This is a genomic window from Streptomyces sp. NPDC000134, from assembly GCF_042899225.1.
In the GTDB taxonomy this organism is placed as follows: domain Bacteria; phylum Actinomycetota; class Actinomycetes; order Streptomycetales; family Streptomycetaceae; genus Streptomyces.
Window position 1 is genome coordinate 250,575 of the sequence record NZ_JBIAZN010000010.1, and the last position, 25,818, is coordinate 276,392.

The 25,818-nt window shown below is 72.3% G+C and carries 21 protein-coding genes; 13 read left to right on the plus strand and 8 right to left on the minus strand.

The genetic code is table 11. The features are described from left to right. Positions 1-7: 7 nt before the first annotated feature. Positions 8-2,401, minus strand: a complete 2,394-nt coding sequence (locus ACFY32_RS17520) for an MFS transporter (RefSeq protein ID WP_390674626.1) — start codon at positions 2,399-2,401, stop codon at positions 8-10. A gap of 149 nt (positions 2,402-2,550) precedes the next feature. After that, positions 2,551-2,994: an SRPBCC family protein gene (locus ACFY32_RS17525; protein ID WP_359197176.1), complete on the minus strand. Its 444-nt coding sequence runs from the start codon at positions 2,992-2,994 to the stop codon at positions 2,551-2,553. A gap of 148 nt (positions 2,995-3,142) precedes the next feature. Here ACFY32_RS17525 and ACFY32_RS17530 point away from each other — a divergent pair, with 148 nt between their 5' ends. Both ACFY32_RS17530 and ACFY32_RS17535 read left to right on the plus strand, forming a co-directional pair. Beyond that, positions 3,143-4,183, plus strand: coding sequence for an Rv2578c family radical SAM protein (locus ACFY32_RS17530; protein ID WP_390674627.1), 1,041 nt, complete (start codon positions 3,143-3,145; stop codon positions 4,181-4,183). A 74-nt stretch (positions 4,184-4,257) separates the two neighbouring features. Beyond that, positions 4,258-4,656: a RidA family protein gene (locus ACFY32_RS17535; protein ID WP_390674628.1), complete on the plus strand. Its 399-nt coding sequence runs from the start codon at positions 4,258-4,260 to the stop codon at positions 4,654-4,656. A 4-nt stretch (positions 4,657-4,660) separates the two neighbouring features. Here ACFY32_RS17535 and ACFY32_RS17540 read toward each other — a convergent pair whose 3' ends face one another. Continuing rightward, on the minus strand, positions 4,661-5,236 hold the full coding sequence (locus ACFY32_RS17540; RefSeq protein ID WP_359197196.1) for an adenylosuccinate lyase: 576 nt from the start codon (positions 5,234-5,236) through the stop codon (positions 4,661-4,663). Positions 5,237-5,614: 378 nt separating this feature from the next. Here ACFY32_RS17540 and ACFY32_RS17545 point away from each other — a divergent pair, with 378 nt between their 5' ends. The 9 genes from ACFY32_RS17545 to pssA all read left to right on the plus strand — a co-directional run bounded on the left by ACFY32_RS17545 (position 5,615) and on the right by pssA (position 16,451). Then, positions 5,615-7,420, plus strand: coding sequence for a 3-hydroxybutyryl-CoA dehydrogenase (locus tag ACFY32_RS17545; RefSeq protein WP_359197199.1), 1,806 nt, complete (start codon positions 5,615-5,617; stop codon positions 7,418-7,420). A 139-nt stretch (positions 7,421-7,559) separates the two neighbouring features. After that, a complete protein-coding gene (locus tag ACFY32_RS17550) occupies positions 7,560-8,366 on the plus strand; it encodes a TetR family transcriptional regulator (RefSeq protein WP_359197201.1) in 807 nt (268 codons plus the stop codon). Between the two features lie 319 nt (positions 8,367-8,685). Next, positions 8,686-10,029 carry a crotonyl-CoA carboxylase/reductase gene (gene ccrA, locus ACFY32_RS17555; RefSeq protein ID WP_359197204.1) on the plus strand — a complete coding sequence of 448 codons (1,344 nt, stop codon included), beginning with the start codon at positions 8,686-8,688 and terminating at the stop codon, positions 10,027-10,029. Positions 10,030-10,037: 8 nt separating this feature from the next. After that, the gene (locus tag ACFY32_RS17560) at positions 10,038-12,089 is read left to right on the plus strand and encodes a protein meaA (protein ID WP_359197207.1); all 2,052 of its coding nucleotides are present in this window, start codon (positions 10,038-10,040) and stop codon (positions 12,087-12,089) included. Continuing rightward, positions 12,086-13,048 carry a CoA ester lyase gene (locus tag ACFY32_RS17565; protein WP_359197210.1) on the plus strand — a complete coding sequence of 321 codons (963 nt, stop codon included), beginning with the start codon at positions 12,086-12,088 and terminating at the stop codon, positions 13,046-13,048. The genes ACFY32_RS17560 and ACFY32_RS17565 overlap by 4 nt, the downstream gene beginning before the upstream one ends. A gap of 5 nt (positions 13,049-13,053) precedes the next feature. After that, positions 13,054-13,566 carry a MaoC family dehydratase gene (locus tag ACFY32_RS17570; protein WP_359197333.1) on the plus strand — a complete coding sequence of 171 codons (513 nt, stop codon included), beginning with the start codon at positions 13,054-13,056 and terminating at the stop codon, positions 13,564-13,566. A gap of 2 nt (positions 13,567-13,568) precedes the next feature. Continuing rightward, positions 13,569-14,774, plus strand: a complete 1,206-nt coding sequence (locus tag ACFY32_RS17575) for an acyl-CoA dehydrogenase family protein (protein WP_359197213.1) — start codon at positions 13,569-13,571, stop codon at positions 14,772-14,774. A gap of 170 nt (positions 14,775-14,944) precedes the next feature. Next, a complete protein-coding gene (locus ACFY32_RS17580; protein WP_359197216.1) occupies positions 14,945-15,601 on the plus strand; it encodes a phosphatidylserine decarboxylase in 657 nt (218 codons plus the stop codon). Positions 15,602-15,668: 67 nt separating this feature from the next. Next, a complete protein-coding gene (gene pssA / locus ACFY32_RS17585; RefSeq protein WP_359197336.1) occupies positions 15,669-16,451 on the plus strand; it encodes a CDP-diacylglycerol--serine O-phosphatidyltransferase in 783 nt (260 codons plus the stop codon). 159 nt (positions 16,452-16,610) lie between these two features. On the opposite strand, the gene ACFY32_RS17590 is transcribed toward pssA, so the two are convergent. Continuing rightward, the gene (locus ACFY32_RS17590) at positions 16,611-17,747 is read right to left on the minus strand and encodes a glycerate kinase (protein ID WP_359197339.1); all 1,137 of its coding nucleotides are present in this window, start codon (positions 17,745-17,747) and stop codon (positions 16,611-16,613) included. 174 nt (positions 17,748-17,921) lie between these two features. Here ACFY32_RS17590 and ACFY32_RS17595 point away from each other — a divergent pair, with 174 nt between their 5' ends. Then, positions 17,922-18,416, plus strand: coding sequence for an NUDIX hydrolase (locus ACFY32_RS17595; RefSeq protein ID WP_359197219.1), 495 nt, complete (start codon positions 17,922-17,924; stop codon positions 18,414-18,416). Between the two features lie 26 nt (positions 18,417-18,442). Here the strand turns inward: ACFY32_RS17595 and ACFY32_RS17600 are convergent, their stop codons facing one another. Next, positions 18,443-18,925 (minus strand): methylated-DNA--[protein]-cysteine S-methyltransferase, encoded by a 483-nt coding sequence (locus tag ACFY32_RS17600; protein ID WP_390674629.1) that lies wholly within the window; start codon positions 18,923-18,925, stop codon positions 18,443-18,445. An 8-nt stretch (positions 18,926-18,933) separates the two neighbouring features. After that, a complete protein-coding gene (locus tag ACFY32_RS17605; protein ID WP_390674656.1) occupies positions 18,934-20,403 on the minus strand; it encodes an AlkA N-terminal domain-containing protein in 1,470 nt (489 codons plus the stop codon). Positions 20,404-20,523: 120 nt separating this feature from the next. Between ACFY32_RS17605 and ACFY32_RS17610 the strand changes: the two genes are divergently transcribed. After that, a complete protein-coding gene (locus tag ACFY32_RS17610; RefSeq protein WP_359197224.1) occupies positions 20,524-20,886 on the plus strand; it encodes a metalloregulator ArsR/SmtB family transcription factor in 363 nt (120 codons plus the stop codon). On the opposite strand, the gene ACFY32_RS17615 is transcribed toward ACFY32_RS17610, so the two are convergent. After that, positions 20,867-21,730: a DUF72 domain-containing protein gene (locus tag ACFY32_RS17615; RefSeq protein WP_359197227.1), complete on the minus strand. Its 864-nt coding sequence runs from the start codon at positions 21,728-21,730 to the stop codon at positions 20,867-20,869. The two genes, ACFY32_RS17610 and ACFY32_RS17615, sit on opposite strands and share 20 nt — an antisense overlap. A gap of 31 nt (positions 21,731-21,761) precedes the next feature. Continuing rightward, a complete protein-coding gene (locus tag ACFY32_RS17620; RefSeq protein WP_390674630.1) occupies positions 21,762-25,649 on the minus strand; it encodes a glycoside hydrolase family 2 TIM barrel-domain containing protein in 3,888 nt (1,295 codons plus the stop codon). Positions 25,650-25,818 lie beyond the last annotated feature (169 nt).

Sequence of the window (25,818 nt, forward strand, 5' to 3'; positions counted from 1 at the left end):
GGGCGGTTCAGTCCTCGTGGCCGAGCTGGAGATCGCGCTCGGTACGGCCGCCGCCCGCCACCTGGAGGACGGTGGCGACCGGCGGGTAGCCGGCGGCGATGACGGTGTACTCGCCGGAGGACAGGTCGACGAAGCGGAAGGTCCCGTCGGGGCCGGTGGTGAGGGTGTCGACGACGTTGCCGGCGGCGTCCAGGAGGGTGACGCGGGCGTCCTCGACGGGCCGTCCGCCGCCGGCCCGGACGGTGCCCCGGAGCACGGCCCCGCCGGCCAGTTCGATGTCCTGCCGGGTCTCGCGGGACGCCTGGACGGTGACCGGCAGGGCGGCGGGGCGGAACGCGGGCGCGCTGCCGGCCAGGGTGTACTCGCCGGCGACCAGCTCGGTGATGACGTAACCGCCCTCGCGTCCGCTGCGGGTGGCGGCGACGACCTCGCCGTGCACGTTGGTGAGGGTGACGGTGGCGTCCCGGACGGGGGTGCCGTCGGCGGTGACGACGCTGCCGGCGAGGCGTCCGGCGCCGCCGAGGACCACGTCGAGTTCGACGGGGCGTTCGCCGACGGTCACCGAGACGGCCTGCGGCTGGTGGCCGCCCGCCGCGGCGATCAGGACGTACGCCCCGGCGCCCGGGGTGGCCAGGGCGTAGCGGCCGTCGGCGCCGCTGGCGCCGCGGCCGATCTGCTGTCCCGAGGCGTCGATGAGGGTGAGGGCGGCGCGGGGCACGACGGTGCCGTCGGGGTGCTGCACGGTGCCGCAGACCGGGATGCCGCCGGTGTGGACCGCGCGGGCACCCGGCACCGGGGCGGTGAGCCGCTCGGTCTCCGTCTCGGTCAGGGGCGCGTGGTGGGACACGAGGGGTTTCTCCTTGAGGAAGAAGGCGAGGAACAGACCGAGGGCCAGTACCGGCACCAGGTACAGGAAGATCCGCGGCATGGCGTCGGCGTACGCCTGGACGTAGGCGTCGCGCAGCGCCGGCGGCAGGGTGTGGACGAGCTGCGGGGTGATGGCGTCGGCGTCGGGGAGCCCGGCGCCCGCGTCGGCGGGGAGGCGGTCGGCGAGGGCGTCGGTGAGCCGGCCGGCGAAGAGGGTGCCGAAGACCGCGGCCCCGACGCTGCCGCCGATCTGCCGGAAGTAGTTGTTGGCGCTGGTGGCGGTGCCGAGGTCGGCGGGGCGGGCGGAGTTCTGCACGGCGAGGACCAGGACGGGCATCACCATGCCGATGCCGGCACCGAGGACGGCCATCCAGAGGCTGTAGAGCGGGCGGGGGGTGTCGGTGCCGAGGCGGGAGAGCAGCCACATGCCGGTGACGGAGAGGACCCCGCCGAGGATGGGGTGCATGCGGTAGCGGCCGGTGCGGCTGATGAGCTGCCCGGAGACGACCGAGGCGGCGACGATACCGCCCATCATCGGCAGCATCAGCAGGCCGGACTCGGTGGCGGAGGCGCCGTCGACCATCTGCAGGAAGGTCGGCAGATAGCTGGCGGCGCCGAACAGGGCGACGCCGACGACCAGTCCCACCAGGCCGGTGATGGTGAAGACGGAGTCCTTGAACAGGCGCAGCGGGATGAGGGGTTCGGCGGCGAAGTGCTCGGCGACGAGGAACAGGACGGTGGCCGCCACCGCCCCGGCGCCGAGCCCGAGGACGACCGTGGAGCCCCAGGCGTACTCGGTGCCGCCCCAACTGGTGAGCAGGACCACGCAACTGGAGGCGGCGGTGAGCAGCAGCGCGCCGAGCACGTCCAGGCGGGGCCGGCCGCGCCGCCCGGGGAGTTTCAGCACGAGGGCGACGACGGCCATGGTGACCAGGCCGAAGGGCACGTTGATGTAGAAGCACCAGCGCCAGGAGAGGTGGTCGGTGAAGTAGCCGCCGAGCAGCGGTCCGGCGACGGAGGCGAGGCCGAAGGCGGCGCCGATCAGGCCCATGTACCGGCCGCGTTCGCGGGGCGGCACGATGTCCGCGATGATCGCCTGCACGCCGATCATGAGGCCGCCGGCGCCGATGCCCTGGACCGCGCGGAAGGCGATGAGCTGGTCCATGGTCTGAGCGCGGCCGGCCAGCGCGGAGCCGATCACGAAGACCAGGATGGCGAACTGGAAGACGCCCTTGCGGCCGAAGAGGTCGCCGAGCTTGCCGTAGATCGGCAGTCCGACGGTGGAGGTGAGCAGGTAGGCGGTGATCGCCCAGGACATCTTGTCCAGGCCGTGCAGCTCACCGACGATCTTCGGCAGGGCGGTGGCGACGATCATCTGCTCCAGCGCGGCGAGCAGCAGCGCCAGCATCAGCCCGAAGAAGACCAGCCGGACCCGGCGCGGGCCGAGCCCGGCGTCCGGCCGCGGGGCGGGCGCCGGGACGTCCGGCGGCGCGGCGGCGGCCGGCGCGTCCTTCACCAGAGTGATCCCGCCCATGTACCGCTCCCGTCGTCGCACTGCCGTTCATTTCCCGCATGAGGCGACAACTACGAACGGGTGCGGCGAGTTACGGCGTACGGCCCGGGGGCGTGAGGATCACTCGAATCGGTGAGGCGGCCAACTGCCGCCGTGCGTCGGTGTGTTGGTCACTTCTCCACTTCGGTGGCGAGTTCGGCGAGCAGTGCGTCGTAGATCCGGGCGAGGCCCTTGGGGGCGAACGTCCTCTCGAAGAAGCCGCCGATGCCGCCGGCGCCGTTCCAGACCGTCACCACGACGACCCGGGACGCGCCCTCGCCCGCCGGGGTGACCCGCCAGGTGGTGACCATGGAGGAGTTGCGGTCCTTCTCGACCAGCTCGCCGTCGGCGGGCTCGGTGACCTCCAGCAGGCAGTCGCGGACGCGCTTGCTGGTGGCCTGGAGCTTCCAGTGGACGAGGGTGCCCTCGCCGTCGCCGCCCTCGCGCACCTCGTACTCGCTGAACTGTTCGGGCAGCAGCTTCGCGCGGGTGCCGCTGTAGTCGGCGAGAGCGTCGAACACCGTCTCCGCGTCAGCGGCGACGATCCGCTCCGTCGTGGCCTCGACCTGCGCCATCGGGGTTCCTCCAGGGCCTGGTTCCTCGGGGTCGGGGCAAGCCAATCACCCCGCCGTCCGGCCGCCAAATCGGGGGGCGTCCGGGCTGGTCCGCACGATCAAGGGAACACTTGTTCTATTGTGGGCGGAGCACTACCGAGGAGGCGTCATGCGCTGGGAGAACCTCTCCGAGTCCGGTCACGGCCGGGCGGCCGACGCCGCGCTGTTCGGCGCGGACGCGGTCACCACCCGCACCTTCGACACCCCGGAGTTCCGGGGGATCACCTTCCACGAGGTGCGGGCCCGCTCGATCGTCAACCGGGTGCCGGGCGCCTCGCGGATGCCGTTCGAGTGGACGGTGAACCCCTACCGGGGCTGCACGCACGCGTGCGTGTACTGCTTCGCCCGCAAGACCCACAGCTATCTGGACCTCGACACCGGACTGGGCTTCGACAGCCAGATCGTGGTCAAGGTGAACGCGCCCGAGCTGCTGCGCCGCGACCTGGCCTCGCCGCGCTGGCGGGGCGAGCACATCGCGATGGGCACCAACGTGGACTGCTACCAGCGCGCGGAGGGCCGCTACCGGCTGATGCCGGGCATCATCGACGCCCTGCGGCAGCGGGCGAACCCCTTCTCCATCCTCACCAAGGGCACGCTCATCCTGCGCGACCTGGACCTGCTGACCCGGGCGGCCCGGGTGACGGACGTCGGGATCTCGGTCTCGGTGGGCTTCACCGACACCGAGCTGTGGCGCACGGTGGAGCCGGGCACGCCCGCCCCGGAGCGCCGGCTGGACGTGGTGCGGACGCTGGGCGCGCACGGCATCGGCTGCGGGGTGCTGATGGCGCCGGTGCTCCCGTTCCTGAGCGACGGCCCGGACCGGCTGCGGGCGACGGTACGGGCGATCGCGGCGGCCGGGGCGACCTCGGTGACCCCGCTGGTGCTGCATCTGCGGCCCGGCGCGCGGGAGTGGTTCATGGCCTGGCTGGCCCGGTACCACCCGCACCTGGTGCGCCGCTACGAGCGGCTGTACGCCGAGGGCTCCTACGCCCCGAAGTGGTACCAGCGCCGCGTCACCCGCCAGGTGCACGACCTGGCCCAGGAGTACGGCATCGGCCCCGCCCGCGCGGGAATGCCCCGGCGGATCAGGGTGGCGGAACCGCGGGCCGTCCCCGAGGTCCCGGGCCCGACCCAACTGTCGTTCCTCTGACCGCGGCTGGACGAACGGCCCGCCCGGCACCCGGGGGCGGGGGCGCGGCCACCCGTGTGCTCCATGATGGGCGCATGACCGAGCCGACCAGGATTGCCGCCCCCGCCGGGGTCGCCCCCGCCGCCCAGTACAGCCATGTCGTGACCGCCACCGGCAGGCTGGTGGCCGTCTCCGGCCAGCTTCCGCTGGACGAGGAGGGCCGCGTGGTCGGCGAGGGCGACCCCGAGGCGCAGGCCCGCCAGGTCTTCGAGAACCTGCGCCGCTGCCTGGCCGCCGCCGGGGCCGGCTTCGCGGACGTCGTCAAACTCACCTACTACGTCACGGACATGGCCCATATGCCGGCCGTCCGCGCCGCCCGTGCCGCGCACCTTGCCGACGACCGGCTCCCCGCCGCCTCCGCGGTCCAGGTCGCGGCCCTGGTGCGGCCGGAGTTCCTGATGGAGATCGAGGCCCTGGCGGTCGTCGCCGGCTGACCGCTCAGTCGCGCTCGGGCAGGCGCTTCAGTGCCCGCGCCGCCGCCTCGGCCACCGCCGGGTGGGCCAGGGCCTCGGTCAGCACCGGCCGGGCCCGTGGGTCACCGAGGGCGGCGAGCCCCTCCACGCAGGCCAGGGCCACCCGGCGGTAGGGGTCGTGCGGGCGCAGCCGCCGCCGCAGGGTGGTGATCAGGGCGGGCACGGACTCCGGGGCGCGCAGTTCGGTCAGCAGGCGGACCGGGTACAGGGCGTAGGCGACGCGCAGTTCGTTGGTCGCCAGGGCCGCGGCCGCGCGGGCGGTACGGGGGTCGCCGAGCCGGGCGAGGGCGTACGCGGCGGAGGCGCAGCGGGGCGGGTCGCGGTGGTTGAGGAAGAGCACCAGGGCCTCGAAGGCCCGCCGGTCCCCCGCCACGCCCAGTTGGAACGCGGCCAGTTCACGGGCCCACAGCGGCTGTCCGGGCCCGGTGAGCACGGCGGCCAGTTCGTCCGGGTCCTCGGCCTTCAGCAGACGGTCGTACGCCGGCGGCCCGCCCGACTCCGCCCGTAAACGCTCCGTGAGCGAGCGCGACTCTTCGTCCATGGCACCGAGGTTATGCCGGTCACCGGCCGGCTGGGACGTACCTCACGAACACCGGGGTCTGGCGCGCTCGTTACCCGGCGGTTAAGGTCGGACGAGCGAGTGACCCACTCGTGTTCTCCCGTGGCGGTCTGGTGACGCGGCCGGTGCGGGAGTCAGCTCCATTTCCGGTACCTCGGGTACCGCAGTGCGACTCGGCTCCGGGACAGGGCCGGTCGGTTCCGCCGCGGCGCGGGCGTGTGCACGCCCGTCCCACGGCACCGGGCGTGTGCGCCGGCAGCCCGGCAACACCCGCACTCCACACACCGCACGCACCCCGGCCCGCCGCCCGGCGCGCCGGGGTGCGGCTCCCGTCGTCACCCTCATCCCAGGAGCCCCGCGATGGCCACCTCCCTTCCCGACCCCTCCCTGTCCCCGCTCCGCACCGTCGCCGTGGTCGGCCTCGGCACCATGGGCACCGGCATCGCCGAGGTGCTGGCCCGCGCCGGCCGCACCGTCGTCGGCATCGACATCAGCGAGGCGCAGGCCGCCCGCGCGGTCGCCGCCGTCGAGGCGTCCACCGCGCGGGCCGTCGAACGCGGCAGGCTGACCGGGGGCGAGCGCGCGGACGCCCTGGCCCGGGTGCGTGTCTCCACCGATCTGCGGGCCGCGGCCGACGCCGACCTGGTGATCGAGGTGGCGCCGGAGTCGTACGAGGTCAAGCAGCGGATCTTCCGCGAGCTGGACGGCATCGTGCGGCCCACGGCGATCCTGGCGACCGGCACCAACGCACTGTCGGTGACCCGGCTGGCCGCCGACTCCGCGCACCCCGAGCGGGTGCTGGGCCTGCACTTCTTCAACCCGGCCCCGGCCATGAAGCTGGTCGAGGTCGTCTCCTCGGTGCTGACCGCGCCCGCCGCCGTCGCGGCCGTCACCGACCTCGCCCTGGACCTCGGCAAGGAGCCCGTCGCGGTCGGCGACCGGCCCGGTTTCGTCGCCGACGGGCTGCTGTTCGGCTATCTGAACCAGGCGGCGGCGATGTACGAGGCGCGGTACGCCTCCCGGGAGGACATCGACGCCGCGATGCGCCTGGGCTGCGGACTGCCGATGGGCCCGCTCGCCCTGCTCGACCTGATCGGCGTGGACACCGCGCGGACCGTGCTGGAGGCCATGTACGCCGCCTCCCACGACAAGCTGCACGCCCCCGCGCCGATCCTCCGGCAGCTCAGCGAGGCGGGCCTGACCGGCCGCAAGGCGGGGCGCGGCTTCTACACCTACGAAGGGCCGGGCAGCGCGGTCGTGGTGCCGGACGCCCTCACCCCGCGCGAGGACACGACCGCCGTGCCCGGCCGGCCGGTGCGCGCGGTCGGCGTGGCGGGCTCGGGCACCATGGCCTCCGGCATCGCCGAGGTGTTCGCCAAGGCCGGCTACGAGGTGGTCCTCGCCGCCCGCAGCGAGGAGAAGGCCCAGGCGGCCAGGGCCCGGATCGGCACGTCCCTGGCGCGTTCCGTGGACAAGGGCCGGCTGACCGCCGAGGCCGCCGCTCGGGCGCTGGAGCGGATCACGCCGACGGGGACGTACGACGACTTCGCCGACGTCGACCTGGCGGTGGAGGCGGTCGCCGAGGACCTGGAGGTCAAGCGGCACCTGTTCGCCACCCTGGACAAGGTCTGCAAGCCGGGCGCGGTCCTCGCCACCACCACCTCCTCGCTGCCGGTCGTCGCCTGCGCCCGGGCCACCTCCCGTCCGCGGGACGTCATCGGCATGCACTTCTTCAACCCGGCGCCGGCCATGAAGCTGGTCGAGGTGGTGCGCACGGTGCTGACCGCCGACGAGACGCACGCCACCGTCCGCGAGGTCTGCGGCAAGCTGCGCAAGCACGCCGTGGACTGCGGCGACCGGGCCGGTTTCATCGTCAACGCGCTGCTGTTCCCGTACCTGAACAACGCGGTCAAGATGGTGCAGGAGCACTACGCGAGCCTCGACGACATCGACGCCGCGATGAAGCTGGGCGGCGGCTATCCGATGGGCCCGTTCGAGCTGCTCGACGTGGTCGGCCTGGATGTGTCGCTGGCCATCGAGAAGGTGCTGCACCGCGAGTTCCGCGACCCGGGGCTGGCCCCCGCGCCGCTGCTGGAGCACCTGGTGGCCGCGGGCTGCCTCGGCCGCAAGACGGGCCGCGGCTTCCGCGAGTATGCCCGCCGCTGACCGCCGGCCCGGCGACTGGTTCCGGCCCGCCGACGACTGGGGCGGACTGCTCGACCCGATGGTGCCTCCCCCGCCCCCCGTGGGCGGGGGATTCGGCCGTCGTGCGCACCGAGCTGGGCACATGCAGTACGTTCGGGGCATGTCCCAGCCCGCCAAGTCCTCACGTACACCTGCCGCGTCCGACGCGCCGGAGAGTGCCGCCGGTGGCCGCGCCGCCGCCCAGCGGCTGAAAATGCGCCGGGAACTGGCGGCCGCCGCGATGGAGCTGTTCGCGACCAAGGGGTACGAGGCGACCACCGTCGACGAGATCGCCGCCGCGGCCGGGGTGGCCCGCCGCACCTTCTTCCGGCACTTCCGCTCCAAGGAAGAGGCGATCTTCCCCGACCACGACGACACCCTGGTCCGCGCCGAGGCGGTGCTCAACGCCGCCCCCGCGCACGAGCACCCGCTCGACACGGTGTGCCGCGGCATCAAGGAAGTCATGAAGATGTACGCGGACCACCCGGACATCTCGGTCGCCCGGTACAAGCTGACCCGCGAGGTGCCCACCCTGCGCGAGGCGGAGATCGCGTCGGTCGCCCGCTACGAGCGGCTGTTCACCCGCTACCTCCTCGGCCACTTCGACGAGCACGCCCACGACGACGACGCCAACGACGACCCGCTGCTGGCCGAGGTCGCCGCCTCCGCCGTGGTCACCGCCCACAACCACGTCCTGCGGCGCTGGCTGCGCGCGGACGGCCAGGGCGACGTGGAGACCCAGCTCGACCACGCCTTCGCCATCGTCCGCAAGACCTTCGGCAGCGGCATCGGCGCCGGGCGCGGCGGTGCCGCCCCGCGGCCGGCGACGGTCGCCGCCGAGGGCGAGGTCCTGGTGGCCGTGGCCCGCACCGACGCCCCGCTGGGCGAGGTCATGCGGGCCATCGAGCAGGCGCTGAAGGAGCGCTGACCCTCCCCTCCCTCATGTGACGACGGCCACCCCCCGGGGTGGCCGTTTCGCGTGTCCGGGCCCGATTTCGCCCGCCCTTTACCACGCGTTCGATCGATCATCGCTCATCTGTTACGTAAAGATTTCATCTGAGAGCAATTTCTGGCACCCAGTGCCTTGCGGCGTGACACGGGGTGCCATACGTTGAGGGAGTCCGGGCTGTCCCCGCGAGCCGTCGCCCGCGTTCCCGGACGCCTGCGTCACAGGCACCTTCAGCAACAGCACCGACGTACCCCTCAAGCGCCCCTCCCTCAGGGCGCTCACCGCCGGAGGCAACACCGTGACCGTGAAGGACATCCTGGACGCGATCCAGTCGCCCGATTCCACGCCGGCCGACTTCGCCGCCCTGCCGCTGCCCGAGTCGTACCGCGCGATCACCGTGCACAAGGACGAGACGGAGATGTTCGCGGGCCTCCAGACCCGCGACAAGGACCCCCGCAAGTCGATCCACCTGGACGAGGTGCCGGTGCCCGAACTGGGCCCCGGCGAGGCCCTGGTGGCCGTGATGGCCTCCTCGGTCAACTACAACTCGGTGTGGACCTCGATCTTCGAGCCGCTGTCCACCTTCGGGTTCCTGGAGCGCTACGGCCGCACCAGCGAGCTGGCCAGGCGGCACGACCTGCCGTACCACATCATCGGCTCCGACCTCGCGGGCGTGGTGCTGCGCACCGGCCCCGGGGTGAACTCCTGGAAGCCGGGCGACGAGGTCGTCGCGCACTGCCTCTCCGTGGAGCTGGAGTCCTCGGACGGGCACAACGACACGATGCTCGACCCGGAGCAGCGGATCTGGGGCTTCGAGACCAACTTCGGCGGGCTCGCCGAGATCGCCCTGGTGAAGTCCAACCAGCTCATGCCCAAGCCGGGCCACCTGAGCTGGGAGGAGGCCGCCGCGCCGGGGCTGGTCAACTCCACCGCCTACCGCCAGTTGGTCTCCCGCAACGGCGCCGGCATGAAGCAGGGCGACAACGTGCTGATCTGGGGCGCCAGCGGCGGCCTCGGCTCGTACGCCACCCAGTTCGCGCTGGCCGGCGGCGCGAACCCGATCTGTGTGGTGTCCTCGCCGCAGAAGGCGGAGATCTGCCGGTCGATGGGCGCGGAGGCGGTCATCGACCGCACCGCCGAGGGCTACCGGTTCTGGAAGGACGAGCACACCCAGGACCCCAAGGAGTGGAAGCGCTTCGGCAAGCGCATCCGGGAGCTGACCGGCGGCGAGGACATCGACATCGTCTTCGAGCACCCCGGCCGGGAGACGTTCGGCGCGTCCGTCTTCGTCACCCGCAAGGGCGGCACCATCACCACCTGCGCCTCCACCTCGGGCTACATGCACGAGTACGACAACCGCTACCTGTGGATGTCGCTGAAGCGGATCATCGGCTCCCACTTCGCCAACTACCGCGAGGCGTGGGAGGCCAACCGGCTCATCGCCAAGGGCAAGATCCACCCGACCCTGTCCAAGGTGTACCCGCTTCAGGACACCGGCCAGGCCGCGTACGACGTGCACCGCAACCTCCACCAGGGCAAGGTCGGAGTGCTGTGCCTGGCGCCCGAGGAGGGCCTGGGCGTGCGCGACCAGGCCAAGCGCGCCCAGCACATCGACGCCATCAACCGCTTCCGGAACGTCTGAGGTCGTCCATGAGTGAGCGTCAGACCGCGCCGCGGGCGCGGCAGGAACGGGACCGGCCGTGGCTCATGCGCACGTACGCCGGCCACTCCACGGCCGAGGCGTCCAACGAGTTGTACCGGCGCAATCTCGCCAAGGGCCAGACGGGTCTGTCGGTGGCGTTCGACCTGCCGACGCAGACCGGCTACGACGCCGACCACGTCCTCGCCCGCGGCGAGGTCGGCCGGGTGGGGGTGCCGGTCGCCCACCTCGGTGACATGCGCAAGCTGTTCCAGGGCATCCCCCTGGAGCGGACCAACACCTCGATGACCATCAACGCCACCGCCATGTGGCTGCTGGCGCTCTACCAGGTCGTCGCCGAGGAGCAGGGCGCGGACATCAGCCGGCTCCAGGGCACCACCCAGAACGACATCGTCAAGGAGTACCTGTCCCGGGGGACGCACGTCTTCCCGCCGGGGCCCTCCCTCCGGCTGACCACGGACATGATCGCGTACACGGTCTCCCACCTGCCGAAGTGGAACCCGATCAACATATGCAGCTACCACCTGCAGGAGGCGGGCGCCACCCCGGTCCAGGAGATCGCGTACGCGATGTCCACCGCGATCGCCGTCCTGGACGCCGTGCGCGACAGCGGCCAGGTGCCGCGGGAGCGCATGGGGGACGTCGTCGGCCGGATCTCCTTCTTCGTCAACGCGGGCGTCCGCTTCGTCGAGGAGATGTGCAAGATGCGCGCCTTCGGCCGCATCTGGGACCAGGTCACCCGCGAGCGGTACGGCATCGAGAACCCCAAGCACCGCCGCTTCCGCTACGGCGTCCAGGTCAACTCCCTCGGTCTGACCGAGGCGCAGCCGGAGAACAACGTCCAGCGGATCGTGCTGGAGATGCTGGGCGTCACCCTCTCCAAGGACGCACGTGCGCGTGCCGTGCAACTGCCCGCCTGGAACGAGGCGCTGGGCCTGCCCCGCCCCTGGGACCAGCAGTGGTCGCTGCGCATCCAGCAGGTGCTGGCCTACGAGAGCGACCTGCTGGAGTACGACGACATCTTCGAGGGCTCGAAGGTGATCGAGACCAAGGTGGACGAGCTGGTCGCCGACGCGCTCGGCGAGATGCGGCGGATCGAGGAGATGGGCGGCGCGATGGCCGCCGTCGAGTCGGGCTACCTCAAGTCCCGGCTGGTCGCCTCGCACGCCGAGCGGCGGGCCCGGATCGAGTCCGGCGAGGAGAAGATCGTCGGCGTCAACGCCTTCGGGACCACCGAGCCCAACCCGCTCACCGCCGACCTGGACACCGCGATCCAGACGGTGGACCCGGCGGTCGAGGCCCAGGTCGTCGCCGCGCTCCAGCAGTGGCGGGACACCCGCTGGCAGCCGCCGTTCAACCACCCCCGGTGCTCCTCGGCGCTGGAGCGGCTGAAGGAGGCGGCCCGCGGCACCGAGAACCTCATGGAGGCGACCCTGGAGTGCGCGCGCTGCGGGGTCACCACCGGCGAGTGGGCCGGCGCCCTGCGCGAGGTGTTCGGCGAGTTCCGCGCCCCGACGGGCGTGTCCTCGGCGCCCGTGGCGGTCACCGCCGCGGAGGGCAGCGCGCTGGCCCGGGTGCGCCGGGCGGCGGAGCTGACCGCCCGGGACCTGGGCGTGGGCAAGCTGCGCTTCCTGGTCGGCAAGCCCGGCCTGGACGGGCACTCCAACGGCGCCGAGCAGATCGCGGTGCGGGCCCGGGACGCCGGCTTCGAGGTGGTCTACCAGGGCATCCGGCTGACCCCGGAGCAGATCGTGGACGCGGCCCTGGCCGAGGACGTGCACGCGGTGGGCCTGTCCATCCTGTCCGGCTCGCACGCGCGGCTCGTCCCCGACGTGCTCCAGCGGCTGCGTGTGGCCGGTGCCACAGAGATACCGGTGATCGCCGGTGGCATCATCCCCAGCAGTGACGCCGAAGCGCTGCGGGCCGCCGGAGTGGCCGCGGTCTTCACCCCGAAGGACTTCGACATCACCGGCATCATCGGCCGGATCGTGGACGAGATCCGGAACGCGAACGAGCTCGACCCCCTGGAGGTCCCCGCATGACTACCGTCAACCGCCTTCGTCCCCGGCGTTCCTGTCTGGCCGTGCCGGGCTCGAACCCGCGGTTCCTGGAGAAGGCCCAGGGCCTCCCGGCCGACCAGGTCTTCCTCGACCTGGAGGACGCGTGCGCGCCGCTCGCCAAGCCCGAGGCGCGGCACACCGTCGTCAAGTTCCTCAACGAGGGCGACTGGACGGGCAAGACGAGGGTGGTCCGCGTCAACGACTGGACGACCGAGTGGACGTACCGGGACGTCGTGACGGTCGTCGAGGGCGCGGGGCAGAACCTCGACTGCATCATGCTGCCGAAGGTGCAGGACGCCCAGCAGATCGTCGCCCTGGATCTGCTGTTGACGCAGATCGAGAAGACGATGGGCTTCGAGGTGGGCCGCATCGGCATCGAGGCGCAGATCGAGAACGCACAGGGCCTCAACAACGTCAATGCGATCGCGTCGGCCAGTCAGCGTATCGAGACGATCATCTTCGGACCGGCCGACTTCATGGCGTCGATCAACATGAAGTCGCTCGTCGTGGGCGAGCAGCCGCCCGGCTACCCGGCGGACGCCTATCACTACATCCTGATGAAGATCTTGATGGCCGCCCGCGCCAACGACCTCCAGGCGATCGACGGCCCCTACCTCCAGATCCGCAACGTCGACGGCTACCGCGAGGTCGCCCGGCGCGCCGCCGCCCTCGGCTTCGACGGCAAGTGGGTGCTGCACCCGGGCCAGGTCGAGGCGTCCAACGAGATCTTCTCGCCGTCCCAGGAGGACTACGACCACGCCGAGCTGATCCTGGACGCGTACGAGTACTACACGTCCGAGGCGGGCGGCAGGAAGGGCTCGGCGATGCTCGGCGACGAGATGATCGACGAGGCCAGCCGGAAGATGGCGCTGGTGATCGCGGGCAAGGGCCGCGCGGCCGGCATGAGGCGGACCAGCACGTTCGAGATCCCGGAGGCGTGAGCGCGATGCAGTTCGGCCGCACCTACGAGGAGTTCGAGGTCGGGGCGACGTACAAGCACTGGCCGGGCAAGACGGTCACGGAGTACGACGACCACCTCTTCTGCCTCCTCACCATGAACCACCACCCGCTCCACCTGGACGCCCACTACGCCGAGCACACCACCGACTTCGGCAAGAACGTGGTGGTCGGCAACTACGTCTACAGCCTGCTGCTCGGCATGTCCGTGCCGGACGTCTCGGGCAAGGCGATCGCCAACCTGGAGATCGAGTCGCTCCGGCACGTGGCGCCGACCTTCCACGGCGACACCGTCTACGGCGAGACGACCGTGCTGGACAAGTGGCCGTCGAAGTCCAAGGGCGACCGCGGCATCGTGCACGTGGAGACCAAGGGCTACAAGCAGGACGGCACCCTGGTGTGCGTGTTCCGCCGCAAGGTGATGGTGCCCACCGAGACGTACACCGAGGAGCGCGGCGGCGAACAGCCGGGCCGCCCCGAGCTGAGGGAACAGGGGAAGTAGCGATGGCGCGCCTCGCCCAGACCGCCGGTCTGACCGACGTCCAGCAGGAGATCCTGGCCACCGTCCGCGACTTCGTGGACAAGGAGATCATCCCGGTCGCCACCCGACTGGAGCACCGCGACGAGTACCCCCAGGCCATCGTGGACGGCCTGAAGGAACTCGGCCTGTTCGGCCTGATGATCCCCGAGGAGTACGGCGGCCTGGGCGAGTCGCTGCTCACCTACGCGCTGTGCGTGGAGGAGATCGCCCGCGGCTGGATGTCGGTGTCCGGCATCATCAACACCCACTTCATCGTGGCGTACATGCTCAAGCAGCACGGCACGGCGGAGCAGAAGGAGTACTTCCTGCCCCGGATGGCCGCCGGGGACATCCGCGGCGCGTTCTCCATGTCGGAGCCGGCGCTCGGCTCGGACGTCTCGGCGATCACGTCCAAGGCCGTCCGGGACGGCGACGAGTACGTGCTGACCGGCCAGAAGATGTGGCTCACCAACGGCGGTACGTCGTCCCTGGTGGCCGTCCTGGTCCGCAGTGACGAGGGTCACCCCGAGGGGACCGCCCCGCACCGGTCGATGACGACGTTCCTGGTGGAGAAGGAGCCCGGGTTCGGCGAGGTGCGCCCCGGTCTGACCATCCCCGGGAAGATCGACAAGATGGGCTACAAGGGCGTCGACACCACCGAGTTGATCATGGACGGACTGCGCGTTCCGGCCGATCGGGTGCTCGGCGGGACCACCGGCCGAGGTTTTTACCAAATGATGGACGGTGTGGAGGTGGGACGGGTGAATGTCGCGGCGCGTGGCTGCGGCGTCGCCCAGCGTGCCTTCGAGCTGGGTGTCCGGTACGCCCAGGAGCGTCACACTTTCGGCAAGCCGATCGCCCAGCATCAGGCCATCCAGTTCAAGCTGGCCGAGATGGCCACCAAGGTCGAGGCGGCGCATGCGATGATGGTGAACGCCGCACGCAAAAAGGACTCCGGCGAACGAAACGACCTGGAGGCGGGGATGGCCAAGTACCTCGCGTCCGAGTACTGCAAGGAGGTCGTGGAGGACGCCTTCCGTATCCACGGTGGCTACGGTTTCTCCAAGGAGTACGAGATCGAGCGCCTCTACCGGGAAGCGCCGATGCTGCTGATCGGTGAAGGGACCGCCGAGATCCAGAAAATGATCATCGGGCGCAGGCTGCTCGAAGAGTATCGATTCCAGGGCTGAATGTCCGGATACGGGGTGTTTTCTTGGAGAAGAAGATCACACCCCGTAGGGGCCCCTCGGCCGCCGACTCGGCTTCCTGGCTTACCCAGTTGCGGCCCCGAGCCGCTACGATCGCCGAAAAGCCGCCGTCCCCCGTCAGAGCGCGGCCTCATCCGCTACGAAGGTCATCCATGCCCCACAGCCAAACCTCTGCACCTCGCGACAGCCTCGCCGGCGTACGCCTCGCGCGCGGAGCATCGCCGTGGCTCCTCCCGACCGTCGCCACCGCGGCCGTCAGCCTGGTCCGCGCCCGCCGCTCGGGAGCCGCCAAGGCCGTCGCCGTCCCCGTCACCGCGCTGGCGGCGGGGATGCTGTGGTTCTTCCGCGACCCCGAGCGCGAGGTCGCCCAGGGCCGGGTCATCTCGCCCGCCGACGGCGTGGTGCAGAGCATCATGCCGTGGAAGGACGGCCGCACCCGCGTCGCCATCTTCATGAGCCCGCTCAACGTCCATGTGAACCGCGCGCCGCTGTCCGGCACGGTCACCTCGGTCGAGCACGTGCCCGGTGGTTTCGTTCCCGCCTTCAACAAGGAGAGCGAGAACAACGAGCGGGTCGTCTGGCACTTCGACACCGAACTCGGTGACATCGAGATGATCCAGATCGCCGGCGCGGTGGCCCGTCGTATCGTCCCGTACGTGCCGCAGGGCACCAAGGTCGAGCAGGGTGAGCGGATCGGCCTGATCCGCTTCGGCTCGCGTGTCGACCTCTACCTGCCGGAGGGCGTGGAGGTCGCGGTCGAGGTCGGTCAGAAGACCGTGGCAGGGGTGACTCGCATTGACCGTGATTGATCCGGACACCAAGGCGAACTGGGTCCCGGAGGCCGACGAGGCCGACGAGGTCTTCGAGCAGGAGGAGATGCCGCTCTCGCTCCGCCTGTCGATAGCGGACACCCTGACCCTCGGCAACGCCACGTGCGGCTTCATGGCGGTGTACTTCACCACCACCGGCATCCTCATCCCGCACCTCCAGGGCAGCCAGGAGAGCGGCATGGCGCGGCACAGCGCCGCGACGGCCGTGATCCTGATGCTGTGCGCGGCCGTCTTCGACCTGTTCGACGGGCTCGTCGCACGCAAGCTGCGGTCCTCGCCGATGGGCGCGGAGCTTGACAACCTCTCCGACCTGATCAGCTTCGGGCTGGCGCCGGCGTACTTCGTCCTCGTCTACGGCATGGTCGCCGACGACGCGCATCAGCGGCTGGCGGCGGTCGGGGCGATCGTGGTGCTGCTGGCGGTCGTGCTGCGGCTGGCGAGATTCTCCTGCGTGACGGTGAAGGACGGCACGTTCCAGGGGATGCCGTCGCCGTTCGGGGCGCTGACGGTCGTCTCGATCGTGCTCCTCGAACTGCCGTTCGTGGCGACGGTGCTGGCGATCATCGGGACGGCCTGGCTGATGGTGAGCCGGGTGGAGTACCCGAAGCCGCGGGGGCGGCTCGCGGTGGCGATGCTGTCGTGGATCGTGCTGTCGATGGGGCTGCTGGCGGGGTGGGCGTTCGACGCGCCGAGCGGGCAGTTGCTGCTGCAGACGGGCTGTGCGCTGCAGTTGGTCATGGGGGCGGTGATCCCCCTGTTCGCCACGGCTCGCAAGGTGAACAACTTCCGGGACAATCGGCGTGAGGCGCGGACGGCGCAGTTGCCGTGACGTTCCGCCGGGCGGGCCTCGGACCGGATTCGGTCCGAGGCCCGCTTTTTCGTACCCCGGCGCTTCCTGCCGGGGGCTCCGCCCCCAGCCCCCGGACCCGCACCCGCCCGCCACCCGACTCGGTCGGCCGAGAGGCACGGACGGGTGCGTGACCCGGCCTCAGTTCAGGAAGTCGCGGCCGATCTGCTCGGCCACGCGTTCGAGGATCGGGCCCGCGTCGGCGATGCACACCGTCACGTCCGGCTCGACGTCCGTCAGCGGGTAGGCGCGGCGGATGCCCGCCCGCCCGAGCGCCTCCGCCGGCAGCGCCAGCCTCCCGCACACCGCGACGACCTCCTTGCCGGCCGCCCGCGCCGCCGCCGCGACCCCGGCGGGCGCCTTGCCGTGCAGGGTCTGCTCGTCCAGCGAGCCCTCGCCCGTGATGACCAGTCCGGCCCGCTCCACCGCGGGACCGAAGCCCAGGACGTCGAGCATCACCTCGATGCCCGGCCGGAACCGCGCCCCCAGCAGCAGCGCCCCGTACCCGATGCCGCCCGCCGCCCCCGCGCCCGGCGAGGCGGCGTACTCGGCGGCCCGTGCCCCCACCGCCCCCTCCAGGACCTTGGCGAAGCGGTCGAGCGCCGCGTCGAGCGCGGCCACGTCGTCCGGCGAGGCCCCCTTCTGCGGGCCGTAGACCGCGGGCGCCCCCTTCGGCCCGGTCAGCGGATTGTCGACGTCACTGGCGAGGACGAGTTCCACGCCGGACAGCCGGGGGTCGAGTCCGGACAGGTCCGCCGAGGCCAGCTCGGCGAGCCCGCCACCCCCCGGCGGCACCGGCTCCCCCCGGGCGTCCAGGAACCGCGCGCCCAGCGCCGACAGCATCCCCGCGCCGCCGTCCGTGGTCGCGCTGCCGCCGACCCCGAACACGATGGTCCGGGCGCCCGCGTCCAGCGCGGCCCGCAGCAGCTCACCGGAGCCGTACGTGGACGCCGTCAGCGGCGCCAGCACCCCGGCCGGAAGCCGCTGGAGCCCGCTCGCCTCGGCCATCTCCACGACCGCCGTGCCGTCGCGCAGCGCGAACGCCGCCGTCACCTCCGCGCCGAGCGGGCCGGCGACCCGTACCTCCCGGCGTTCGAACCCGGCCGCGACCGCCGCGGCCACCGTCCCGTCGCCGCCGTCGGCGACCGGCAGCGCCTCGACCGTCACGTCCGGCGCCACCCGGCGCAGCCCGGCCGTCACCCGCTCGGCGACCTCGACGGCCGTCAGCGAGCCCTTGAACTTGTCCGCGGCCACCAGTACCCGGCGGGTCCCGTCCACTGAAGCGTCAGCCACCTTGCTCTCCCCTTGCTCTCCGAGCCTTGCGCACGTCAAGGCAGTCGCGCCGCTGCGACCTTAACCGCAGCACGCCCCGGCCGTCATGCCCCCGCCCACCCGCTGGAACGGGACGAACGGCCCGGAATGCGCCGGGTGCCCCCTGGTTAGGCTTCCGGGATGAGCACTGCTGACTACGCCACGTACATCGCCGGCCTCCCCCGGGTCCTGGCCGGTGCCGCCGCCCTGTTCCGGGACGCCGAGGGCCGCGTCCTGCTGGTCGAGCCGAACTACCGCGAGGGCTGGGCGCTGCCCGGCGGCACGGTGGAGTCCGACGCCGGTGAGACGCCCCGGCAGGGCGCGCGCCGGGAGACGGCCGAGGAGATCGGCCTGGACGTCACCCTGGGCCCGCTGCTCGCGGTCGACTGGGTGCCGGGCACGGGCCGGCCGCCGCTGGTGGCGTACCTGTACGACGGCGGGGTCCTCACCGAGGACGACCTGAAGGCGATCCGGCTCCAGGAGGAGGAGCTGCTGTCCTGGCGGCTGGTCCCCCGCGAGGACCTCGCCGGCTTCCTCCTCGGCCCCCTGCACGGCCGGGTCCTGGCCGCCCTGGACGTGCTGGCCGAGGGCTCGGGGCCGGCGGAGCTGGAGAACGGCCGCCGCGTCGGCCGCTGACGGCGTACGACGCGGCGGCCGGCCGGTCAGAACAGCGCCGCCCCCCGTTCGAAGTCCAGCAGCCGGCGCTTGCGCTCCAGGCCGCCGCCGTAGCCGGTGAGGCTCCCGCCGGCGCCGATGACGCGGTGGCAGGGGACGACGATGCCGATCGGGTTGCGGCCGTTGGCGAGGCCGACGGCGCGGGAGGCGGCGGGGTTGCCCAGCTCGGCGGCGAGTTCGCCGTAGGTGCGTGTCTCGCCGTAGGGGATGGCCCGCAGCCGGTCCCAGACCGTGCGCTGGAACGGGGTGCCGTTCAGGCGCAGCTCCAGGGTGAATTCCTTCAGGTCGCCCGCGAAGTAGGCGGTGAGCTGGTCGATCGCCTCGCCGAAGGGGCGCTCGTCGCGGGGCCCGAAGCTCTCCTCGGCCGGGCGGTGGCGCTGGTCGGTCATGTAGAGGCCGCTCAGGACGCCGTCGTCGGCGACCAGGGTGAGGGGGCCGTAGGGGCTGTCGGTGACGGTGTGCTGCTTCACGCGGTGCCTCACTGGGGCAGGAAGTTGATCGGGTGGCTGTCGGTCGCCCACAGGTACTGCACGGCGTACGCCCGCCAGGGCCGCCAGGCCGCCGCGCGGGCGGTGAGCGCCGCCGGGGTGGACGGCAGCCCGAGGTCCCGGGCGGCGCGGCGGATGCCGAGGTCGGTGGGGAGGAAGGCGTCGGGGTCGCCGAGGGCGCGCATGGCGATGACGTCGGCGGTCCAGGGGCCGAAGCCGGGCAGCGCGAGGAGGCGGGCGCGGGTGTCCGCCCAGTCGCTGTCCACGCCGAGGCCCAGCGAGCCGTCGGCCAGATGGCGGACCAGGGTGGTGAACGTGGTCCGGCGGGTGCGCGGCATCGCCAGCGCCCCGGGGTCGGCCGCCGCGAGGGCCTCGGGGGTGGGGAAGAGGTGGGTGAGGCCGCCCTCGGGGTCGTCCACCGGGTCGCCGTGCGCGAGGACCAGGCGGGCGGCGTGGGTGCGGGCGGCGGCGGTGGAGACCTGCTGGCCGAGGACCGCGCGGACGGCGAACTCGGCCTCGTCGACCGTGCGCGGCACCCGCCGCCCCGGCGCCTTGTCGACCAGCGGCGCGAGCAGCGGGTCGGCGCCGAGCTGGCCGTCGATGGCGGCCGGGTCGGCGTCCAGGTCGAGCAGGCGCCGGCAGCGGCTGATGGCGACGGTCAGGTCCCTGGGGTCGCTCAGGGAGAGCCGGCAGGCGATGTGGTCGGGGCGCGGGGCGAGGGCGACGGTGCCGTGGCCGTAGGGCAGGCGCAGGGTGCGGCGGTAGGCGCCCTCCCGCCACTCCTCCACGCCCGGTACGGCGGTGGCGGCGAGGTGGCCGAAGAGGTTGTCGGGGTTGAGGGGGGCGCGGAACGGCAGGCGCAGGGCGAGGGTGCCCGGGGCGGTGCCGGGGCCGGTCCTGGGCGCGCGGGCGCGCAGCTCGGTCGGGGAGAGGGCGAAGACCTCGCGGACGGTGTCGTTGAAGGCGCGCACGGAGGCGAACCCGGCGGCGAAGGCGATCTCCGCCATCGGCAGCGAGGTCGTCTCGATGAGCAGCCGGGCGGTCCGGGCGCGCTGCGCGCGGGCGAGCGCGAGGGGTCCGGCGCCGAGTTCGGCGAGGAGCTGGCGTTCTATCTGCCGGGTGCTGTAGCCGAGCCGGGCGGCGAGGCCGGGCACGCCGGCGCGGTCCACGACGCCGTCGGCGATCAGCCGCATCGCGCGGGCGGTGAGGTCGGCGCGGTGGTTCCACTCCGGGGAGCCGGGGCTGGTGTCCGGGCGGCACCGCTTGCAGGCCCGGAACCCGGCCTGCTGGCAGGCGGCCGCGCTCGGGTAGAAGGTCATGTTCTCCGGCTTGGGCGGCACCACCGGGCAGCTCGGCCGGCAGTAGATGCCGGTCGTGGTGACGGCCGTGAAGAACCAGCCGTCGAAGCGCGCGTCCTGGGACCGGACGGCGCGCACGCAGCGCTCGGTGTCGGTGTGCATCGCGTTCCGCATGCCTCCAGGATGGCGGTGCGGACCCGCCGGGGCTGGCGAGATTCCGACATCGACCTCCCGCTCACCGGGGCCGGGGGGCGTCTCGGGGGCGGTGCGTAAGATGGCCGCATGGGTCACGGAGCCGCCACCCCCGCGAAGGACACCGCCGAGCGGGTGCGTCTGGACGCGGGCAATGTCGCCAAGGTCGCCACCACCCTCCAGGCCCTGTCCACGCCGTCCCGGCTGCTGATCCTGGCCAAGCTGCGCGAGGGGCCGCTGCCCGCCACCGAGCTGGCGGCGGAGGTCGGCATGGAGCAGTCGGCGTGCTCCCACCAGTTGCGGCTGCTGCGCAACCTGGGTCTGGTGGTGGGCGAGCGGCGCGGCCGGTCGGTGGTGTACGCGCTGCACGACGCCCATGTCGCCGAGCTGCTCGACCAGGCCGTGTACCACGTGGAGCATCTGCGGCTGGGGCTCAGCGACCCGGCCGGCTGAGCAGGTCCCGCATGGTCTCGGCGGCGCGTACGGCGGCGTCGCCGCAGCAGTTGTTGAACAGCACGTGCAGTTCCTCGGTGTGCCGGGCCGCGCGCCGGAGCCGGGGCACCCACGCGGCGAGTTCGGTGACGTCGTAGTCGTGGCGGAACCGGTCCTCCTTGCTGCCCCTCCCCCAGGACCTGCTGCGGCCGTGGAAGCGGACGACGGCGAGGCCGGGCCGGGTCACCGGCAGGACGGGCGGCAGGGAGCCGGACAGGCCCTGGGCCATGTCGACGCCGACGGCGGTGGCGCCAAGGCCGGTGAGCAGCGCGCGGGTGTCCTCGGCGCACGTCGGCGACCACCATCCGGGGTGCCGGAACTCCACGGCCAGGGGCCAGCCCGCGGTGCGTTCCGCGCACTCCTCCAGCGTGCGCTCGGCGTCCGGGCCGGGTGCGAACCAGGGCGGGAACTGGAACAGCACGCCGCCCAGCCTGTCCGCCTTGCGCAACGGCTCGACGGCCTCGGCGAACCGCCCCCACACCTCGTCCAGCAGCGCCGGGCCCGCCGGTCCGTCGCCGCGGGCCCGCAGATCGGCGGGCAGCGCCTCGCGGCGGGTGGGGTGGCCGGTGAGCAGCGAGAACGCCTTGACGTCGAAGCGGAAGCCCTCGGGGGTGCGCTCCACCCACAGTTCGCTGTTGCGGCGGCGGGGCAGCGCGTAGTACCCGGAGTCGACCTCGACGACCGGCAGCCGGGAGGCGTAGTGCCGCAGCCTCCCCTCGGCGTCCCGCCGCCCGCGCGGATACCAACCGCTGGCGGCCAGTTGCCGGTCCGTCCACCCGCATGCTCCGACCAGTACGTCACCCATGGGAGCCCGGTTACCCCGGGCTCCCGGACCGCTAATCCAGTGCGGTGGGCCGGCGCGACATCCCGGTGGCGTCCCGGACGTCGGTCAGCGGGCGCAGCCGGTAGGTGTAGGCGTAGTCCCGGTCGGCGAAGAGTTTGAACTCGTCGTGGGTGTGCGCGCCCCAACTGTTGTCGCCGCCCACCCCCATCTGACGGTGGTTCAGCCGCAGTACGACGGCGTCCCTGGGGGTGAGTTGGTAGTCGTGCCGGACGCCCGTGGAGAGGTCCTCGGGCGTGAAGTGCGAGGCGTTGACCTCCAGCAGGGGTTCGCCGGTGGCGAGCAGCCCGGTGCCGCGGGCGTCGGTGAGGGCGGCCCAGCGGACGTCGGTCTTGTTGCCGTTCTCCTGGGGCCGGATGTAGGGCGTCCACTGCCCGGCGACGGTCCCGGAGTACCGGCCGACGTCGGTGCCGGTGTTCCGGTCCCAGTGGTTCTCCTCGGGGCCCCGGCCGTACCAGTGCAGCCGGTCCAGGCGGCGCGGCAGGAACAGGATCGTGCCGACCTCGGGAAGGTAGGGCAGGTTCGGGGCGCCCGGGTGCAGCGTGTTGTCGACCTTGATCTCGCCGTTGCCGAACACCGTGTAGGTGGTGGTGTACGAGGACCGCACCGTGGTCGGCAGGGTGCCGGCCACCCGGATCTCGACGGCCCGCCCGCCGTGCGCGCGGACCTCGACGCCGGTCACCTCGCGCCGGGCGCCGGCGTCGCGCCAGGTCTGGTTGCGGGTGTGCTGGCCGTTGCCGTGGTCGTTGTCGGTGGGCGCCCGCCAGAAGTTGGGCACCGGCCCGGAGGTGATCAGCCGGACGCCCCGCGCGACGTACGAGGTGATGGTGCCGGTGCGTTTGTCGACGGTGACCGTGAAGCCGCGGCCGTCGACGGTGACCTCGTCGGCGCCGTCGCGGTGGCGCAGCGACGGGACCCGGGCGAGGGGTACGGGGGTGACGGCGGGGACACCGGCGTCGAGCGGGAGCTGCCGCCGGGCCACCTCGAAGCCGGCCTTCGCCCAGGGGGTGTCCGCCTTGAGGGTGAAGGACACTTCGAGGAAGTACTCGGTGCCGGGCGCCGGGTCGTCGGGGAGCCGTACGGGGACGGTGATGTCCTCGCGGGACAGCGGTGCCACGCTCATCTGGTCGCGGGTGAGCCGGCCGCGGCGTACGGTCTCGCCGTCGGCGACGAGTTGCCAGTGGCCGTCGAACTCGCGGAGGTCGGTGAACAGGTACTCGTTGACCAGGGTGACCGCGCCGGGTCCGCCGGAGCGGGGCTCGACGCCGATCGCCTGGTAGACGCGCTTGACCTCGGCGGCCTTGCCGGTGTGGCCGCGGTCGGCGGTGACGATGCCGTCGGCGACGAAGGGGCCGTCGTTGGGGTTGTCGCCCCAGTCGCCGCCGTACGCGAAGAAGGTCTTCTGCTCCGGGCGTTTCCGGTCCGTCTTCACGGTCGCCGCGTCGAACCAGAAGCGCACGCCGTCGTCGCCGGGGCCGCGGCCGTCGTCGGCGAGTTCGGCGGCGGTGAGGGCGCGGGCGTAGACGCGGGCGCGGCGGATGGTGCCGCTGAACTCGCGGGTCTGGTTGTCGGCGTCGGTGCCCAGGGCGAGCGGCGCGGTGGTGACGGCGGGGCGGCGGTCGGTGGTGCGGGTGGCCCGGCGCTCGCCGTCGACGTACAGGGTGAGGGTGCCGGCGTCGGCGTCGAAGACGCCCGCGAGGTGGTGTTCGCGGCCGGTCCAGTCCGCCGGCACGGTCCAGGTGGTGGTGATCCACTGGCCGCCGGAGTACAGGAAGAACTCCAGGGTGCGGTTGTTCAGTTTGAGCGCGTACTGGGTGTCGCCCTTGGCGATGACCGGCTGGTGGTAGCCGGTGAAGTGCGGGGTGACCCACGCCTCCAGGGTGAGCGAGCCGGTCAGGTCCAGGCTCTCGTCGCGGGCGAAGACCGCGGGGCCGGACAGGCCCTCCGTGCGGTCGAAGCGGCCCGCGGCGGTGAGGATCTCGCCGCGCAGTCCGGCGGGGCCCGTCTCGGTGAGCAGGGTGCGCCCGGGGACCGGCCAGGTCAGCGACTGGTCGACGAAGTCCCAGATCCAGCCGCCCTGGAGGACGTCGTAACGGCGGATCAGGTCCCAGTACTTGAAGAGGTTGCCGGTGGAGTTGCCCATCGAGTGGGCGTACTCGATCATCACGTACGGCCGGGTGTCGGTGGTGTCCTTCGCGCGCTGTTCGACGCGCTGGGGGGTGTCGTACATCTCGGAGCGGATGTCGCTGATGCCGGGGCGGTCGTCGCCCTCGTACTGGATGACGCGGGTGGTGTCGTAGGAGCGGACCCAGTCGTGCATGGCGGTGAAGGTGGAGCCGGTGCCGGCCTCGTTGCCGAGGGACCAGATGACGACGCTGGCGTGGTTCTTGTCCCGGTGGACCATGTTCTGGACGCGGGCCACGCACGCCGCGGTCCACTCGGGGTGGCTGCCGGGGTAGTCGTCGCGGATGCCGTGGGTCTCCAGGTTGGTCTCGTCGACGAGGTACAGGCCGTACTCGTCGGCGAGTTCGTACCAGAGCGGGTGGTTGGGGTAGTGCGAGGTGCGGACGCTGTTGATGTTCATCCGCTTGATGATCCGGATGTCCTCGACCAGGTTCTCGCGGGTGAGGGCGGTGCCGTGGTCGGGGTGCATCTCGTGGCGGTTGGTGCCGCGCAGGGAGACGGGCCTGCCGTTGATCCGCATCAGGCCGGCCCTGAGCGCGAACTCCCGGAAGCCGACGCGGTGCGAGAGGGTCTCGATCACCTTCCCGGCGGGGTCGCGCAGTTGGAGGACGGCGGTGTAGAGGTGCGGGTGTTCGGCCGACCACAGCTTCGGCGCGGGCACACCTTTGGCGGAGCGTACGGTGAGATCCTCGCCGGCGCCGACCGTGCCGAGATCGGCGGCGGCCCGCAGCGGCCGGGACCAGACGGCGTGGCCGCGGGCGTCGTAGAGCTGGGTCTCCACGGTGTGCCGCCCGGCCCCGGCGCCGCCGTAGGCCCGCACGGCGGCGGTGACGGACAGTTCGGCGTCGGTGTACGTGTCGTCGAGCAGCGTGTCGATCTTGAAGTCGCGCAGGTGCACGGCCGGGGTGGAGTACAGGTAGACCGAGCGGAAGATGCCGCTCAGCCGGATCATGTCCTGGTCCTCCAGCCAGTCGCCGTCGGAGTAGCGGTAGACCTCCACGGCGATCTGGTTGGTGCCGGGCCTGAGGCGGTCGGTGATGTCGTACTCGGAAGGTGTGCAGGAGTCCTCGTCGTAGCCGGCCAGCTCGCCGTTGATCCACACGTAGTGGGCGGACTTGACGCCCTCGAAGTGCAGGAAGGTGCGGCGGCCGGACCAGTCGCGGGGGACGGTGAAGGTGCGCCGGTACTGGCCGACCGGGTTGTAGCGGGTCGGCGCGGCGGGCGGTTGCGGGTCCTCGCCGAGGCCGTTGGGGCCCCAGTACGGGTAGGTGATGTTGAGGTAGATCGGCCGGTCGTAGCCGTGCGTCTGCCAGACGGAGGGGACCGGGATGCGGTCCCAGTCGCCGTCGTCCAGGTCGGTGCGGTGGAAGTCGGGGTCGCGGTCGCCGGGGCGGTCCGCGTAGGCGAACTTCCAGGTGCCGTCGAGGCTGAGCCGGTACGGGGAGCGGGTGCGGTCGGCGGCGAGGGCCTCGCGGACGCCGGGGTACGGCATGAGCGTGGTGTGCGGCGGCTCGGTGCCGACCCGGAACACCCCGAAGTCGTTCCACTCCGGGGGGCCGTCTGGGGTGGCCGCGCCGGCCCTGCCGGGCGGGGCGGACAGGGCGAGCGCGCCGAGGACAGCGGCACCGCCCTCCAGGAGCCGGCGGCGGCTGACCACCGGGCGGGGGCGGGCGGCGGGTGACACGGGCGGGTGCGGCATGACCGTGGCCTTCCGTGAGGATCGTGGGGGCGGCTCAACGCACGGTGCGGGCGGGGCAGTTGCGGAAGGGGGTGCGTCGCGACTGCGGGTGAGGGAGCGACTACGGAAACACGGTCACCCTAGGACCCGAACACAACCGAATCAATTACCCCGTCGGACTTTGTCGGTT

Coding starts and splice junctions, on each gene's coding strand:
- ACFY32_RS17550 (WP_359197201.1), top strand. CDS start 7,560: ATGTCCCAGCCCGCCAAGTCCTCACGTACACCTGCCGCGTCCGACGCG.
- ACFY32_RS17580 (WP_359197216.1), top strand. CDS start 14,945: ATGCCCCACAGCCAAACCTCTGCACCTCGCGACAGCCTCGCCGGCGTA.
- ACFY32_RS17595 (WP_359197219.1), top strand. CDS start 17,922: ATGAGCACTGCTGACTACGCCACGTACATCGCCGGCCTCCCCCGGGTC.
- ACFY32_RS17620 (WP_390674630.1), bottom strand. CDS start 25,649: ATGCCGCACCCGCCCGTGTCACCCGCCGCCCGCCCCCGCCCGGTGGTC.
- ACFY32_RS17545 (WP_359197199.1), top strand. CDS start 5,615: ATGGCCACCTCCCTTCCCGACCCCTCCCTGTCCCCGCTCCGCACCGTC.
- ACFY32_RS17560 (WP_359197207.1), top strand. CDS start 10,038: ATGAGTGAGCGTCAGACCGCGCCGCGGGCGCGGCAGGAACGGGACCGG.
- ACFY32_RS17615 (WP_359197227.1), bottom strand. CDS start 21,730: ATGGGTGACGTACTGGTCGGAGCATGCGGGTGGACGGACCGGCAACTG.
- ACFY32_RS17520 (WP_390674626.1), bottom strand. CDS start 2,401: ATGGGCGGGATCACTCTGGTGAAGGACGCGCCGGCCGCCGCCGCGCCG.
- ACFY32_RS17610 (WP_359197224.1), top strand. CDS start 20,524: ATGGGTCACGGAGCCGCCACCCCCGCGAAGGACACCGCCGAGCGGGTG.
- ACFY32_RS17525 (WP_359197176.1), bottom strand. CDS start 2,994: ATGGCGCAGGTCGAGGCCACGACGGAGCGGATCGTCGCCGCTGACGCG.
- ACFY32_RS17540 (WP_359197196.1), bottom strand. CDS start 5,236: ATGGACGAAGAGTCGCGCTCGCTCACGGAGCGTTTACGGGCGGAGTCG.
- ACFY32_RS17605 (WP_390674656.1), bottom strand. CDS start 20,403: ATGCACACCGACACCGAGCGCTGCGTGCGCGCCGTCCGGTCCCAGGAC.
- ACFY32_RS17530 (WP_390674627.1), top strand. CDS start 3,143: ATGCGCTGGGAGAACCTCTCCGAGTCCGGTCACGGCCGGGCGGCCGAC.
- ACFY32_RS17565 (WP_359197210.1), top strand. CDS start 12,086: ATGACTACCGTCAACCGCCTTCGTCCCCGGCGTTCCTGTCTGGCCGTG.
- ACFY32_RS17535 (WP_390674628.1), top strand. CDS start 4,258: ATGACCGAGCCGACCAGGATTGCCGCCCCCGCCGGGGTCGCCCCCGCC.
- ACFY32_RS17575 (WP_359197213.1), top strand. CDS start 13,569: ATGGCGCGCCTCGCCCAGACCGCCGGTCTGACCGACGTCCAGCAGGAG.
- ACFY32_RS17570 (WP_359197333.1), top strand. CDS start 13,054: ATGCAGTTCGGCCGCACCTACGAGGAGTTCGAGGTCGGGGCGACGTAC.
- pssA (WP_359197336.1), top strand. CDS start 15,669: ATGCCGCTCTCGCTCCGCCTGTCGATAGCGGACACCCTGACCCTCGGC.